Genomic DNA, 14,230 nt, shown 5'->3' on the forward strand with positions numbered 1-14,230 from the left:
TAATAACATTACGTGTTATGTTATAACAAATTGGGCGAAAAAATGGCAATGCCTGAAATTAAGCGGCGAAACAAAAAAGCGGCCGCAAGGGCCGCCTTGAGATGGTAGGGCGGTGAAGCTTTACAGCTGCTCCAGCATTGTCGCAGCACCGGAAACCGTAGCCTGGCCTGGGCTCTCTTCAACGTTCAGTGATTTCACGACGCCATCGTCGATAAGCATGGAGTAGCGCTTCGACCGAACGCCGAGGCCGCCGGCCGAAAGGTCGGCGTCAAGACCGAGCGCCTTGGTGAAGCCCGCGTCCCAATCGGCAAGGAAGTGAATCTTGCCCATGCCGCCAGAAGACTGGGCCCAGGCGCCCATCACATGCCAATCGTTGACGGCGACGACGGCGATATCGTCAACGCCCCTGGAAAGGATGGAGTCGCGGTTCTCCAGATAGCCCGGCAGGTGGTTCAGCGAGCAGGTGGGCGTAAACGCGCCGGGGACCGCAAAGAGAACAACGCGCTTGCCCTTGAAGAGCTGTTCCGTGGTGATCTCGACCGGGCCATCCGACGTCTTTTCCTTAAAGGTGGCCGGAGGAAGCTTGTCGCCGATTGCGATGGTCATGGACGTCTCCTTGTCATGTATGGCGGTGCAAATACCGCGATTTTGGCGCGACTATAGATCGCGATTACTCAAAGGCAAGCGGCGTCTCGATCGCGCGCGAGCCATCGATGACGAGCGCGCTCCATGTCTTTCCGTGGACGTTGTATCCCTTGGGAAGCTTGCCGATGGCAAGTTTTGTCGTGAATCTGTTGCCGTCGCGGTGGGTCGCCATCTGCTTGGTAAAGACGTGCCCGCTCGGGCCTGCCACAATCACCTCGGGTGCGCTTTCGCCGCTCTCCGGTAGGGTAATGCTGAGTGAGAGCTCCTTCATGTCCGCCGACAGGGTGTGGTGGTCGACTTTGAATTCGGAGGAGGCGGCTTCCGGCAAGGTGGCGGCGGCAGCCTTGAGAATTGCCTCCTCGGTCGGGCGCGATTGAGCCGACGGCTCAAAGGTCAGCGATAACTCAGCCTGAAAGGGGATGCAGATTTCCTTGCAGATGCCGATGAAGGCATTTGCCTTGATCTCGTGAATGGAGGCGTCTTTTGCGGTGAGTTGCAGCGGGAACGTCACCGACGCGTCGTAGGCGACCTCGTCGACCTTTCCATCGACGATATGCTTCGGGATCGGATAGCTCATCTTATCGAGGGAGACGGCGTCGGAGGAGAAGCTGACTTGGGGCGGGATGCCGCTATTCCCGGGCTCGCGCCAATAGGTGATCCAGCCCGGCTTCGGCTCGATTTGCAGGCCGGCGCGTATCTTCCCGCTTGCATCAGGCGAAAGCGCGATCAGCCGCATCCGGCCGCCCTCATTGTCGGCCCAGGCGCTCATCTCCGCCCGAGCCGGCGGGGAAAGCTGCAATATGACCAAGAGCAGGCACGAGGCGGGCCAGAATGAGCGAACGGCGAGTGAAATAGTCTTCATGGATCAACCATTTATTGAAAATCCTCATGCTCGGCTAGAACTCGCCATCACTTAAGTCTTCATTTTCAGTTGATTGATCTGTGACATTGGCTCATGCTCATGGTGTCGGGGCCTCGTGCGGTCTGGCAGAGGAGGAATGATGTCCTTGGCGACCCTGAAAAACAAAAGAGAACGTGGTTTCTTCGATGGCCAGTTTCTCATTGCCATGCCGGGCATGGAGGATCGCAACTTCGCCCGCACAGTGATCTATATCTGCGCCCATTCGGATGCTGGCGCGATGGGGTTCGTGATCAACCGCCCGCAGAACCTGACCTTTACCGACGTTCTCCTGCACCTCGAAATGATCAAGGACGAGGAGGCCATCGTCCTTCCCCCACATGCGCGCGATTGCCCGATCCAGACTGGCGGGCCAGTGGAAAGCGGCCGCGGCTTCGTCTTGCATTCCGATGACTATCTATGCGATTCCAGCATTCCCGTCAGTGACGATATCTGCATGACAGCGACGCTCGACATCATCCGGGCGATCTCCAAGGGCAAGGGGCCGAAGCGAGCCACCATGCTGCTCGGCTATGCCGGCTGGGGCGCAGGTCAACTGGAGGCCGAAGTCGGCAACAACGGTTGGCTGACATGCCCGGCCAGCGAAGAACTGATCTTCGACCGCAGCCTCGACGACAAGTACGAGCGTGCTCTGGCCACCATGGGTATCAATGCCGCCATGCTTTCGGCCGAGGCCGGCCACGCCTGACCCGAGGAACGATCTGCAAAAAAACGCGTTCTCCTGGCGCCGCGGTGGGCATGAACGCCGCCTGGCGGTAACTGCGCGTGCCCGCTGCATCCCGTGTCGCGGGCTTTTCGATGACGGGATCCGCGAGGAGCGCGATGCGACTGTTTGTCTGCGACAACTGCGATCAGGTTGTGCATTTCGACAACCGCCAATGCGTCCGGTGCAGCCATCGGCTCGGCTTCCTGCCGCATGACCTTGCCATGCGTGCGCTGGATGATGACGGATGGCAGCTCGCGGGCCGCCAGGATGGGCAGGTTCGCTTTTGCGCCAACGCCCGGCTCGACATCTGCAACTGGCTGATCGGTGAGGGGGATGACGGCGATTTCTGCCTCGCCTGCCGCCACAATCGACTGGTGCCGAACACCAATACGCTGGACGGCGTAGACCGCTGGCGAAACATCGGCCAAGCGCAACGGCATTTGTTTTATTCCCTCCTGCGGTTGAAGCTTCCGCATCCGGATCGGCAGCAGGATCCAGACGGGGGCCTGGTTTTCGATTTCCTCGAGGACACTGTGCAGAGCGACGGCAACGTCGTTGCCGCGATGACGGGCCACGAGGAAGGGGTGATTGCGATCCGCGCGGCGGAGGCGGACGGCGTCACCCGCGAACTGGCGCGCACGTCGATGAACGAGCCCTATCGTACGCTGCTTGGCCATTTCAGACATGAAACCGGGCACTTCATCTGGAACAAACTGGTTCGCGACCGCAACGCCTTCGACGGCTTTCGCGCGATCTTCGGCGATGAGCGCCAGGACTACGCCGCCGCGCTGCAGAATCACTATGCGAATGGCGCGCCATCAAGATGGCAGGACAACTTCATCAGCGCCTATGCGGCTGCCCATCCCTGGGAGGACTTCGCAGAATGTTTCGCCCACTATCTCCACATTGTCGACACCCTGGAGACGGCACACACCTTCGGCATTGCGATCGATCCACGTGGGCACGAGGAAATGGCGGCGGAGGTCGATTTCAATCCGTATCGGGCGCGCAGCGCCGAGCAGCTTGTCAGCGCCTGGATTCCGCTAAGCGTGGCGATCAACGCCATCCAGCGCAGCATGGGCCAGCCGGACTCCTATCCGTTCGTCCTGTCACGGCCTGTGGTGGCCAAGCTGGAATATGTGCATCAGCTTGTCCAGCAACGTGGCATCTGACGGCTGCGGGCAGCTTAGGCGCGCCTCGTCAGCGGGAACCGCTCCTTCAGCAGGCGCAAGACGGACTCCGATGCCATTGGCGGTCCGAAAAGGTAGCTTTGCCCAAAGGTGCAGCCCATCTTGGCGAGCTCAATCGCATCCTCGTTGGACTCGATCCCCTCGGCGACGACCTTCATGTCAAGCTCGCGGGCCATGGCGATCACCGAGCGGAGCACGGTCGCCTTCTTGTCGCTCGCATCGCACACCATCGTCTTGTCGAGCTTGATCGTGTCGAACGGGAAACGCGTCAGATAGGCAAGGGAGGAATAGCCGGTTCCGAAATCGTCAAGCGCAAGGCCGAGACCCATTTCTCGCAGCTTCTCGAGCACAAGGCGCGCCTGTTCCGGGTTCTCCATGACCATGGATTCCGTCAGCTCGAGCTTCAAACGCGAAGGATCGCAATGGGTCTTCGCCAGCACCGAGCGGACATCTTCATAAAGCTCGTTGTTCAGCAGCTGTGCGCTGGAGAGGTTGATCGAGACGAAGATCGGCAGCTCGCCGGTCTGGTTCTCCCAACCCATCAGGTCGTTCGTCGCCTGCTCCAGGGCAAAGATGCCCAGCATGTCGATGATATCGGATGTCTCCGCAATCGGAATGAACTCCGAAGGCGGGATGCTGCCGCGCTTCGGATGCTCCCATCGCATAAGGGCTTCGAAGCCAGCGATCTCGACGTCCTCCAGCCCGGCGATCGGCTGGTAGACCATCGACAGTTCCTTGCGCTCGATGGCGCGGCGCAGATCGGATTCGAGCTGCAGCCTGTCGGCGCCGAAATCACGGAAGGCGGGCTGGAACGGCTCAACGCGATTGCCGCCGGCGCGCTTGGCCCGGTACATCGCGAGCTCCGCATCGCTGAGCATTCCAGCGGCGCTTTCCTGCTGATCGACGAAGGAGGTAAGGCCGATCGACGCCGTCAGGATGATCTCGCGATTGGCGAAGTTGATCGGCACCATGATCGCCTTGCTGATCGCGTCGGCGAAGTCTGCCACCTTCGTCGGGTCACGCTCGGAAGTCAGGATAAGGCCGAACTGGTCGCCGGAAAGGCGTGCGAGCGTGTCCTGCGGTTTGAGAAGACGACGCAGACGGCGCGTGAGTGCGATCAGGATGTTGTCGCCGGCGGCGATCCCGAGCGTATCGTTCACCAGCTTGTAGCGATCGATATCGATCACCATCACCGTCGGGCGCAGCGTATCGCCGCCCGGTGCCAATGCAAGCACGGCCTGCAGGCGATCGAGGAACAACTGGCGGTTCGGCAAACCGGTCAGGTTGTCGTGCAGCGCGTCGTGCAGCAGTCGTTCGACTGAATTCTTCTGTTCGGTGACGTCGACGATGGTGCCGACGCAGCGGATGATCTCGCCGTTGGAGCCGAGCACCGGCCGCGCGCGGATAAGAAGCCAGTGGAAATGACCATCTTCGGCGCGGATACGGAATTCGTGGTTCAGTCGGCCGCGGCGATGTTCGAGCAGGACGTCGAGGGTTGCCCGGAAGCGGTCGCGATCGTCGGGATGGAGCCGCGGCAGCCAGTTGCGGGCAGCGCCATGCATCGCGCCGGGCGGTAGGCCGAGCTTGACGGAAACATCCGGGATCGTGACGACGCGGTCGCGCGCCACGTCCCAGTCCCAAACCATATCGCCCGAGCCTGTCAGAGCCAGCGATTGACGCTCCAGATCGGAAAACAGACCCTGCTGGAACGCGCCGCCGGCAAAGGCATGCTGCATGACGGTAAAGCCGATCAGCAGGACGATGAGAACAAGACCACCGCCGAGAGCCGGCTGGATGATGTCGTTGTCGAGCCGGCCGGTGATCGTCAGCCAGGCTCCGAAGATCCAGACGAGGATCAGCGCCCAGGCCGGCACCAGAAGAATAGCGCGGTCATAGCGGTTGAGGCCGAGATAGACGATCAGCAGAAGACCCATCGTCGCGGTCAGCGCAAACGACAGCCGCGCGATACCGGCGGCGATGGCCGGGTCATAGATCGCGACGCCGAAGAGCAGCGCCAGGCCGAGCACCCAGGCGAGCGTCAGGTAGCCGAGATGCGTGTGCCAGCGGTTCAGGTTGAGGTAAGTGAACAGGAAGATGACGAAGCTGGAGGCGAGGGCGACTTCGGCGCAGGCGCGCCATATTCGCTGGTCGGCTGAAGCGATGCTGATCAGCTTGCCGAGAAAGCCGAAGTCGACGCAGATATAGCCGAGCACCGCCCAGGCGAGCGCGGCCGTCGCCGGCAGCATCGACGTGCCCTTGACCACGAAAAGGATCGTCAGGAACACCGCGAGCAGGCCGGCAATGCCGAGCACGATGCCGCGATAGAGCGTAAACGCGTTGATCGTGTCCTTGTAGGCGTCCGGTTCCCAGAGATAGATCTGCGGCAGTTCCGGCGTCGTCAGTTCGGCAACGAAGGTGATCACCGCACCGGGGTTGAGCGTGATGCGGAACACGTCGGCCTCGTCGCTCGGCTGCCGATCGAGCGCGAAGCCTTCGCTCGGCGTAATGGCGATGATGCGTTGCGAACCGAGGTCGGGCCAGAACAGCTTCGAATTCACCAGGCGGAAATGGGGCGCCACGATCACGCGCTCAAGCTGCTCGTCGGAGACGTTGGCGAGCGCGAAGACGGCCCAGTCGCCCTGGTGGTTGTCGGAGCTGGCACGTACCTCAATACGGCGGCGGATACCGTCGGCACCGGCAGCCGTCGAGACTTGAAAGGCTTCCCCTTGGTTGGCGTAGATTTCCGTCGTGGCAGTCAGATCGAGCGCGGTATCGTCACGGGAGATCTTGACCGGTTCGGCTGCCTGAACATGGCCTGCCGCTAGCATGAAGGCTGACAGCAAGAGAGCTGCGATCACCGCGATCAATCGTCCGGCCGGTGATGAGAGCAGCATGCGATTGTTAGTCATCGGCTGTCGGTTATCCTGCCTTTATCGGTGTCAGTGGCGAGCAATGAGAACATCACATGGTCGTGCCACTGACCGTTGATTTTCAAGTATCCGCGCAGATAACCTTCCCGCTGAAACCCGGCTTTTTCAAGCAGGCGGATGCTCCGAGCATTGTCTGGAATACAGGCTGCTTCGATACGGTGCAACTCAAGCCCTGCGAAGATATAGGGTATAACCAATTGAAGTGCGGCGAACATGTGGCCCTGGCCGGCGTATGCCTCGCCCATCCAGTAGCCGATCATGCAGCTTTGTGCCGCACCGCGCCTGATGTAGCCGATCGTGATGCCGCCGAGCAGTGTCATGTTCTGCTTGTGAAAGAGGAAGAGCGGGATGGCCTGGCCGGAGGCGTATTCCTGCTTGCCGCGGATGACGCGGGCGCGGTAGGCGCCCTCGGTCAACTCGTCGCGGCGCCATGTCGGCTCCCAGGGTTCCAGAAACTGCCGGCTGGCCGCCCGCAGCTTATGCCACTGGTTGAAATCCTGGTAGCGCGGCAGGCGCAGCACATAGTGCTCGTTCTCGAGTTCCACTGAATCCGGTTGCCGCGACAGGAACCGAAAAACCGATTTTGCCATCGATCACCCCCGGCACATGGATATCAGGTCAGACGAGGGCCTGTTTACTCTGAGGAGCGGGCGAGGAAAGAGATGCGGCGATGTCTTCCATCGGAGCCAGATGTTCGAGCGGGCCGATGGCCGAGAGCGTCGGCACGGTGTCGAAGAACAGGCGTCCAGCAAGATCCGTCAGTCGCCCGACCGTGATGCCTTCCAACCGTTCCATCATCTCCTGGTTGGAGATCGGGCGGCCGTAAAGCATCATCTGCCTTGCGATCTGACCGGCGCGGGCGGCTGGACTTTCCTGACCCATCAGCAGCTGGGCGCGGATCTGGGCGCGGGCGCGTTCGATTTCCTTCTGCTCGATGGTGGCTGCCGACTTGTGAAGCTCGTCAATGATAACGGGCACCAGTTCCGGCAGGTTCTCGCCGCCGGTGGCGGCATGGATGCCGAAGATGCCGGTATCGGAAAAGCCCCAGTGGAAGGCATAGATGGAGTAGCAGAGACCTCGGATCTCGCGCACTTCCTGGAACAGGCGGGACGACATGCCGCCGCCGAGGATGTTGGCGAGAATCTGCGAACAGTAGAAGTCGCGGGCATGATAGGCCTTGCCTTCGAAGCCGAGCAAAATCTGCGCATCCATCAGGTCGCGCGTCTCGCGGATATTGCCGCCGATATATTTTGCCGGCTCCATCACGGGCGTTGCCGATGGAGAGGTGGGAAGGCTGGCGAAGCGATCCTCGACCATGCGAACGAACTCGTCGTGCTCCACAGCGCCGGTCGCGACGACGAACATCCGGTCGGTCGTGTAATTGCGGCCGAGATAGCCACGGATCTGCTGCGGCGTGAACGACACCACGGTTTGCGGCGTACCGAGGATCGCCCGGCCGAGCGTCTGGTCGCGATAAGCGGTTTCGGAGAACTTGTCGAAAACGACGTCGTCGGGCGTGTCGTTTGCGGCGTTGATTTCCTGCAGGATGACCTGCTTTTCGCGCTCGAGTTCTTCCTCCTCGAAGGCCGATTCCGTCAGGATATCGGCAAGGATGTCGACGGCAAGCGGCACATGGTCCTTGAGAACGCGGGCATAGTAGGAGGTCGTTTCCGTGGAGGTCGCGGCATTGACCTCGCCGCCGACATCCTCGATCTCTTCGGCGATTTCACGCGCGCTGCGGCGCGCCGTGCCCTTGAAGGCCATGTGCTCGAGCAGGTGGGCAATGCCATGCTCGTCTGTCGTCTCGTTGCGCGATCCTGATTTTATCCAAACTCCCAGCGCAACGCTTTCCAGATGCGGCATGGTCTGTGTGACTACTGTCAGCCCGGATTTGAGCCGGGTGCACTCAACTGTCATTGGCTATCTTTCTGCGCCTGCTTTACTTAGGCCCGATTATGCTCGCCGATGAAGGTCTCAATGGCTTTGAGCTCAGGCTTCACGATCTGAAAGCGCTCCTCCTTGTGCATCAGATCAGCAAGCCACGTCGGAAGCGCGGGGTCAATACCGGAGGCGGATTTTACGGCGGCCGGGAATTTCGCCGGGTGCGCGGTGGCAAGCGTAACCATCGGCGTGTTCGGTTTCTCGTGCTTTGCCGCCACGAAGACGCCGATCGCCGAATGCGGATCGAGGAGATAGCCGGTTTCGGCATGGATTTTCTTGATCGTTTGGGCGACCTGTTTCTCGCTGGCGCGGCCGGCGCGGAAGTCCTTCTTGATGAAGGCAAGGGCCTCCTTCGCAATCTCGAAGCCGTTGGATTGCTTCAGACTATTCATCGCCGCGCGGACCTTGGAAGCGTCGCGCTCATAGGCCTCGAACAGCAGGCGCTCGAAGTTCGAGGAGATCTGGATGTCCATCGAGGGCGAGGTTGTGGCCTTCACCGCCTTCATCTCGTAGCGGCCGGTCTTCAGCGTGCGGTCGAGGATATCGTTCTCGTTGGTGGCAACGACAAGCTTGCCGATCGGCAGGCCCATGCGCTTTGCGCAGTAACCGGCAAAGATGTCGCCGAAATTGCCGGTCGGCACGGTAAACGAAATCTTACGGTCCGGTCCGCCGAGCGCGATTGCCGTCGTGAAGTAATAGACGATCTGGGCCATGATGCGCGCCCAGTTGATCGAGTTGACGCCGGAGAGTTTGACACGATCGCGGAACGGCGCGTCGTTAAACATCGCTTTGACGAGGTTCTGGCAATCGTCGAAATTGCCTTCGACGGCAAGCGCGTGAACGTTGGAGGCGGTGGAGGTCGTCATCTGACGCTGCTGCACCGGCGACACCTTGCCGTTCGGGAAGAGAATGAAGATGTCGGTGCGTTCGCGGCCGGCAAAGGCGTCGATGGCGGCCCCCCCGGTGTCGCCGGAGGTTGCGCCGACGATGGTCGCGCGCTCGCCGCGCTTTTCGAGCGCGTAGTCCATCAGCCTGGCGAGCAGCTGCATGGCGACATCCTTGAACGCCAACGTCGTGCCGTGGAAGAGTTCCATGACGAAGCTGTTCGGACCGGTCTGCACAAGCGGGGCGATCGCCGGGTGGCGGAAAGTCCCATACGCCTCGTCGATCATTGAACGGAAGGTCTCGTCAGGAATCTCGCCATTGGTGAAGGGCAACAGGATGGCGAAGGCAACCTCCTGATAGCTCTTGCCGCGAAGCGCCCGAATTTCCTTTTTTGAGAAATGCGGCCACTTGCGCGGCACATAAAGGCCGCCATCGCGCGCCAGACCCGCCAGCAATGCATCGCAGAAACCGAGGGAAGGGGCTTCGCCGCGGGTCGAGATATAATCCACTGTCGTCATCCTTGATGTGCCGGCCGGAGAAAGTCCGGGTTGGAGGGAAAGTATGCCTCGCGCCGCATCTCGCTTGCCCTGCCGGCCATCGCCCGCAATCCCGAAATGTGCATCAAAACGGTTCTTACCCAATCGATTTTTGTTTGCGCCGCTGATATAGACCATCGCAAACTGTCACGAAAGGCCTGCCATTAAGTGATTGGGCCTGCCAAAAAACTTTGTGGAGAGGGTGGAATAATCGTGCTTGGCAAGGTCTCGCGTCTCATCGTTTCAGCTTCGCTTGCGGCAATTCTTGCCGGTTGCAACTCCCTTGGCGTCGGCGGTGGCTCGGACAGCGCAACAGCACCGGCCCAGTCGAATAGCAATGGGCAGATCATGCCGCTGGCGCCGGCCAACCCGTCGTCCAACGATCCTTCGATCGGTACCGCCAAGACCGCGTCGGGCGCCACTGCCCCGGTTGTCCAGGGCGCGTGCCCGCAGATGTTCATGAAGGACAGCGACGCAATCTTCCGGACTTATGCCGGCGGAGCCAGGACCGGTGATGCGGAGAAACTCGCCTACCAGGCATCGATCGGCGACTACAGCCGCCAGTGCAGCCTCAACGACACGAACCTGACGATGACGGTGGTTGCCCAACTTCGCGTTCTCGCTGGTCCAACCGGTTCGTCTGGCAAAGTCACGCTTCCGGTCCGTATCACGGTCTACGACGGCGAGGATGCGCTCTATTCGGAAGTGACGAACTTCCCGGTCGAGGTCGGCTCCGGCGCCACGCAAGCCCTGTTCCGCAAGGACGGCATCAAGCTTCCTGTCGGCTCTGGCGCGCTGGTGCGCGTAAACATCGGTTTCGATCAGGGACCGGTGTCGACGAAAAAGAAGAAGGCCTGAAAGACGTCCTTATTTCCGCTTCACCATGCTGGCGGGCGCGGGGAGCGCAGATCGCTTGAAAATCGGCATCGTTTTGAACCCGGCGTCCGGTGCGCGCGGAAAGAAACTGTTCTGGTCGACGCTGCGGCGCGCCATCGAGGCGAGATTCACCGATCTCAGCCTGCGTGAAACCAGGGGCTTCGGCGATGCCGAGCGCTTCGGGCGCGAACTGGCGGATGATGGCGCCGACCTTGTGATCGCCGTCGGCGGCGACGGTACGATCGGCGAGGTGGCCGGCGGCATTCTGAAATCGCAGCGGCCGGCTACGGCCTTCTCGTTCATCGCCACCGGGACCGGCTGCGACTTCGCCCGCAATTTCCCGATGTCGCGCGATCCTGCCAAGATCGCCGAAGGGCTGATGTCTCCGTCCGTGCGGCAGATCGATGCCGGGCTGCTGACCTGCGACGATGAGGACGGCGACACGCTCACCCGCCACTTTGCCAATATCGCAAGCTTTGGCGTCTCCGGCCACATCGTGCGTGCCGTCAACGAAGCGCGCAAGGGCCGGCGCCTGCCCGGGCCGATGGTATTTCTCTTCCACAGTCTGTTGCAGATCCTGCGCTACAAGCCGCGCAATATCCGGCTGAGGCTGGATGGCGAGGATGTCTATGACGGTCCGATCACGGCGGTCGCCGTTGCCAATGGCGCCTGGTTCGGCGGCGGCATGAAGGTGGCTCCCGACGCGGATGTCGCCGACGGCCTGTTCGACGTAGTCATCATCCGCGGGGCCGGCAGGCTGAAGGTGCTGTCGCTGATGAACAGCATCTATGGCGGCGGCCACGTCAGGAGCCCGCTTGTCAGCATCCATCGCGCCAGGCTCGTCGAGGCATGGCCGATCTGCAAGGAGTCGATTCCCGTCGACAGCGACGGCGAGGCACCCGGGAAACTTCCTGCGCGCTTTGAGATGCTCGCCGGCGCACTCGGCCTGAAAATCTAGCGATTGCGATGGCTAGCGAGGGAGTGATCAGCAGAGCTGTGGTGCTTGCGAGAAACTCAACCCTCTATGCGTGCTTGAACTGTCGCCCCGAGGTTGGTTCCGTGACACCTTTCATAGAATTCCACCACCCGTGGCGGCATGTCGGCCGGGATGGCCACGAAATCCTGAAGTCGAACGCCCATCAATTTGGCCAGCTCGGGGTTGGATAGCTCCCGCTCGTCTAAGTTTTCGACGCGGGCAGCCAATTCTCGGAAGTATGACAAGTTGTCGTTCACGGTGGAAGGCGAGAGCGTCCTTCCGTGGGCAGGGATGACAAATCTAGCCTCCAAGTCACGTATTCGTTCGAGGGATGAGCAGATCAGCCGGAGATCACTGGCGCTTTTGCTCCAGACTTCCGGAATGGGGTATTCCACCGCGTCGACAGCCAGGCAGACACGGATTTCCGGAATCCATACCGCAATATGGTCAGGCGTGTGCCCCGGTGTGTGAATTAGTTCGAGTGTCAGATCGCCGCCATGAAGGGTCATCGAACCTGAAAAGGTGATGTCAGGCGCTATGAGCTCGACGGTTTGAAACCGCGAATCCTCACCTATCTTCTCGTTGAGAACTTGGAGGGAGGAGGGGTCGTTCAGACGTTCACGTGCGGCAACATGGGCAACGATAGGGGCTTTCCCCGCAATCGCGCCGTTGCCCCAGAAATGATCCCAGTCCATGTGCGAATTTACGACGATCAGAGGACGAGCGCGCACGTCCTCATCAAGGAGATCCAGCGCCATCCGACATAGCTTAGGCGTTCCGAGAGTGTCGATCAGGACGTTAAATCTCTCGGTGCGCACGAAGATGGCGTCAACCTCATCTCCCGCCCTGACGATGGTGATCCGATCGTCAAGCTCGGGATAGGAGCATAATTCCACGGAAATAGTCATGCGAGACGGCCTCCATCAGACAGAGATCACTGCGATAGCTGAATGGTTCCGATCTGTCTCGGTGCAGAGAGCGAAATTCTACTGTCCGATAAGGCATCCCGTCCCATAGCAAAATCGGTGGTAGCGTTTCGACGCTGCAACCGACTTTGGATTTGGACGCCGGATAGGGCCGGGCGAGCGCCTGCGCTCGAGAGTAGCCGACGTTACAGAACGCCTTCCCACTCGGCGAGCGCGGCAACGACGCCGGGCAGGTCGCTCATGCGGGAGATGGCCGTTTCGGCGCCGGCATCGGTCAGCCTGTCGGCATGCGCGGGATAGGTGTGTGATGCGCCGGTAAAGCCGATGACGCGCATGCCTGCTGCACGCGCTGCGTGGACGCCGTGAACGGAGTCTTCGACGACGATGGCACGGTCTGGCGAAACGCCCATCTGCTTGGCGCCATGCAGGAAGATGTCCGGCTTCGGCTTCACGCGATCGGGACCAAGGTCCTTGGCCGAGAAGATATGCGGCGCAAACAGCGGCTTCAGGCCCACCTTGCCGAGCATCATGTCGAGCCGCGTGCTGCTGGAGTTGGAGCAGATGCAGCGCTTCAGCTGCAGACGCGAAAGGGCGGCTTCGACACCCGATATCGCTTGCACATCCTGCTCCAGACGCAGGTCGAGCAGCTTCTCGGACTTGTCAAGCAGAGACGCGGGGATCGGAATGCTGGCCTCGCGCTCGACCTGGAAGAGAATGTTCTGCCAGGTCATGCCCGCGAAGCGCTCGCCCATTTCCTCGATGCTGATTGGGTAGCCCGCTTCGGTCAGAAGCTTGGATTCCACCTCCGCAGCGATGATTTCCGAATCGACCAGAACGCCGTCGCAGTCGAAGATGATGAGGTCGAAGCCGTCCATTTATTCGCGCCTTGTTTGGGATGATGCCCCTTTACACGATGCCTGGGCGAAGCTCAACCGATAGCAAGGCATGGCTGGATTGCGCGCCGCGGGCGGCTTGGATTTTGCGGTCGTTCGCGGCTATTTGGTGGCAGGAAACAGCGCGAGAAACTGCCGTTCGCCTTCTGGAGAAAAAACGACGGAGCGGCTTTCGGCGGTGCGGCGAGCCCAGCCTTTGTCGAGAAAATTGGAAAGCAGGGCCTTGCCGAGGCCGCCGGCGAGATGCGCCCGTCGCTCACTCCAGTCCAGGCAGGAGCGACAAAGCGGCCGTCGCGACGATTTCAGAGCCGGCACGTCTATGCCGATGCACGTCAGCTCGCCTTCACCGGTCTCCGTCAATGCAAGGCCATCGCCGAATGCGTCGATCGCGCCTCGAGCGATCAGGTTGTCGAGCATTCGCACGCCGTAATCGCCGGCGAGGTGATCGTAGCAGATACGCGCCTTGCGCAATGCCGGCTCCCTTGGCCCCGGCTTGTGGCGCAGATGGCCGCGCCCGGCGGCAAAGCCCATGATGCTTTCCAAGAACTTGCCAACGCTGTCATCCGCCAATGTGAAGTAGCGATGGCGGCCCTGCTTGCGCTGCACTAGCAGGTTGCCGGCCTCCAGCTTGGCGAGATGCGTGCTTGCCGTCTGCACAGTGATGCCACCGGCGGCAGCGAGCTCTGTCGCCGTCAGCGCTTTACCGCCCATCAGTGCGGTCAGCATGTTGGCACGGGCGGGGTCGCCGATCAGCGCGCCGATCTGGGATATGTCAGGTCCTTCCTTCATACTTCGATCCTAACCGAA

At 60.9% G+C, this 14,230-nt stretch carries 12 protein-coding genes and 1 pseudogene; 4 read left to right on the forward strand and 9 right to left on the reverse strand.

Annotated features, from left to right (window positions below):
• Positions 1–120 precede the first annotated feature (120 nt).
• Complete coding sequence (locus K9B32_RS04865; RefSeq protein WP_007793077.1) at positions 121–606, reverse strand: peroxiredoxin; 486 nt, start codon at positions 604–606, stop codon at positions 121–123.
• Between the two features lie 64 nt (positions 607–670).
• Positions 671–1,507 (reverse strand): protein-disulfide reductase DsbD domain-containing protein, encoded by an 837-nt coding sequence (locus tag K9B32_RS04870; RefSeq protein WP_224560788.1) that lies wholly within the window; start codon positions 1,505–1,507, stop codon positions 671–673.
• Between the two features lie 139 nt (positions 1,508–1,646).
• Here K9B32_RS04870 and K9B32_RS04875 point away from each other — a divergent pair, with 139 nt between their 5' ends.
• The gene (locus tag K9B32_RS04875) at positions 1,647–2,252 is read left to right on the forward strand and encodes a YqgE/AlgH family protein (protein WP_007793069.1); all 606 of its coding nucleotides are present in this window, start codon (positions 1,647–1,649) and stop codon (positions 2,250–2,252) included.
• Positions 2,253–2,386: 134 nt separating this feature from the next.
• Complete coding sequence (locus K9B32_RS04880) at positions 2,387–3,442, forward strand: putative zinc-binding metallopeptidase (RefSeq protein ID WP_224560789.1); 1,056 nt, start codon at positions 2,387–2,389, stop codon at positions 3,440–3,442.
• 14 nt (positions 3,443–3,456) lie between these two features.
• Here K9B32_RS04880 and K9B32_RS04885 read toward each other — a convergent pair whose 3' ends face one another.
• The 4 genes and pseudogenes from K9B32_RS04885 to thrC form a co-directional block, all read right to left on the reverse strand.
• A complete protein-coding gene (locus K9B32_RS04885) occupies positions 3,457–6,369 on the reverse strand; it encodes a sensor domain-containing phosphodiesterase (RefSeq protein WP_224560790.1) in 2,913 nt (970 codons plus the stop codon).
• Entirely contained in the window at positions 6,366–6,980 is a 615-nt protein-coding gene (locus K9B32_RS04890; protein WP_007793062.1) for a GNAT family N-acetyltransferase, read from the reverse strand. Before K9B32_RS04890 ends, K9B32_RS04885 begins: the two co-directional genes overlap by 4 nt.
• Before the next feature lie 28 nt (positions 6,981–7,008).
• A complete protein-coding gene (locus K9B32_RS04895) occupies positions 7,009–8,307 on the reverse strand; it encodes a M16 family metallopeptidase (RefSeq protein WP_224560791.1) in 1,299 nt (432 codons plus the stop codon).
• A 3-nt stretch (positions 8,308–8,310) separates the two neighbouring features.
• A pseudogene (thrC, locus tag K9B32_RS04900) lies at positions 8,311–9,734 on the reverse strand (threonine synthase).
• A gap of 228 nt (positions 9,735–9,962) precedes the next feature.
• On the opposite strand from thrC, the gene K9B32_RS04905 reads away from it, so the two are divergent.
• Complete coding sequence (locus tag K9B32_RS04905) at positions 9,963–10,610, forward strand: hypothetical protein (protein WP_224560846.1); 648 nt, start codon at positions 9,963–9,965, stop codon at positions 10,608–10,610.
• Positions 10,611–10,665: 55 nt separating this feature from the next.
• Positions 10,666–11,586, forward strand: coding sequence for a diacylglycerol/lipid kinase family protein (locus K9B32_RS04910; protein ID WP_224560793.1), 921 nt, complete (start codon positions 10,666–10,668; stop codon positions 11,584–11,586).
• A gap of 56 nt (positions 11,587–11,642) precedes the next feature.
• Here the strand turns inward: K9B32_RS04910 and K9B32_RS04915 are convergent, their stop codons facing one another.
• From K9B32_RS04915 to K9B32_RS04925, 3 genes are all read right to left on the reverse strand, one after another.
• Positions 11,643–12,512 (reverse strand): MBL fold metallo-hydrolase, encoded by an 870-nt coding sequence (locus K9B32_RS04915; RefSeq protein WP_224560794.1) that lies wholly within the window; start codon positions 12,510–12,512, stop codon positions 11,643–11,645.
• A gap of 203 nt (positions 12,513–12,715) precedes the next feature.
• On the reverse strand, positions 12,716–13,405 hold the full coding sequence (locus tag K9B32_RS04920) for an HAD family hydrolase (protein WP_224560795.1): 690 nt from the start codon (positions 13,403–13,405) through the stop codon (positions 12,716–12,718).
• A 120-nt stretch (positions 13,406–13,525) separates the two neighbouring features.
• On the reverse strand, positions 13,526–14,212 hold the full coding sequence (locus K9B32_RS04925) for an ArsR/SmtB family transcription factor (RefSeq protein ID WP_224560796.1): 687 nt from the start codon (positions 14,210–14,212) through the stop codon (positions 13,526–13,528).
• Positions 14,213–14,230 lie beyond the last annotated feature (18 nt).

This window comes from Rhizobium sp. 3T7 (genome assembly GCF_020166565.1).
GTDB lineage: Bacteria > Pseudomonadota > Alphaproteobacteria > Rhizobiales > Rhizobiaceae > Rhizobium.

What these genes read in the sequence shown, in the direction of transcription:
- K9B32_RS04885 (WP_224560790.1), bottom strand. Translation starts at nt 6,369, where the DNA reads ATGACTAACAATCGCATGCTGCTCTCATCACCGGCCGGACGATTGATC.
- K9B32_RS04890 (WP_007793062.1), bottom strand. Translation starts at nt 6,980, where the DNA reads ATGGCAAAATCGGTTTTTCGGTTCCTGTCGCGGCAACCGGATTCAGTG.
- K9B32_RS04865 (WP_007793077.1), bottom strand. Translation starts at nt 606, where the DNA reads ATGACCATCGCAATCGGCGACAAGCTTCCTCCGGCCACCTTTAAGGAA.
- K9B32_RS04870 (WP_224560788.1), bottom strand. Translation starts at nt 1,507, where the DNA reads ATGAAGACTATTTCACTCGCCGTTCGCTCATTCTGGCCCGCCTCGTGC.
- K9B32_RS04915 (WP_224560794.1), bottom strand. Translation starts at nt 12,512, where the DNA reads ATGACTATTTCCGTGGAATTATGCTCCTATCCCGAGCTTGACGATCGG.
- K9B32_RS04880 (WP_224560789.1), top strand. Translation starts at nt 2,387, where the DNA reads ATGCGACTGTTTGTCTGCGACAACTGCGATCAGGTTGTGCATTTCGAC.
- K9B32_RS04925 (WP_224560796.1), bottom strand. Translation starts at nt 14,212, where the DNA reads ATGAAGGAAGGACCTGACATATCCCAGATCGGCGCGCTGATCGGCGAC.
- K9B32_RS04875 (WP_007793069.1), top strand. Translation starts at nt 1,647, where the DNA reads ATGTCCTTGGCGACCCTGAAAAACAAAAGAGAACGTGGTTTCTTCGAT.
- K9B32_RS04895 (WP_224560791.1), bottom strand. Translation starts at nt 8,307, where the DNA reads ATGACAGTTGAGTGCACCCGGCTCAAATCCGGGCTGACAGTAGTCACA.
- K9B32_RS04920 (WP_224560795.1), bottom strand. Translation starts at nt 13,405, where the DNA reads ATGGACGGCTTCGACCTCATCATCTTCGACTGCGACGGCGTTCTGGTC.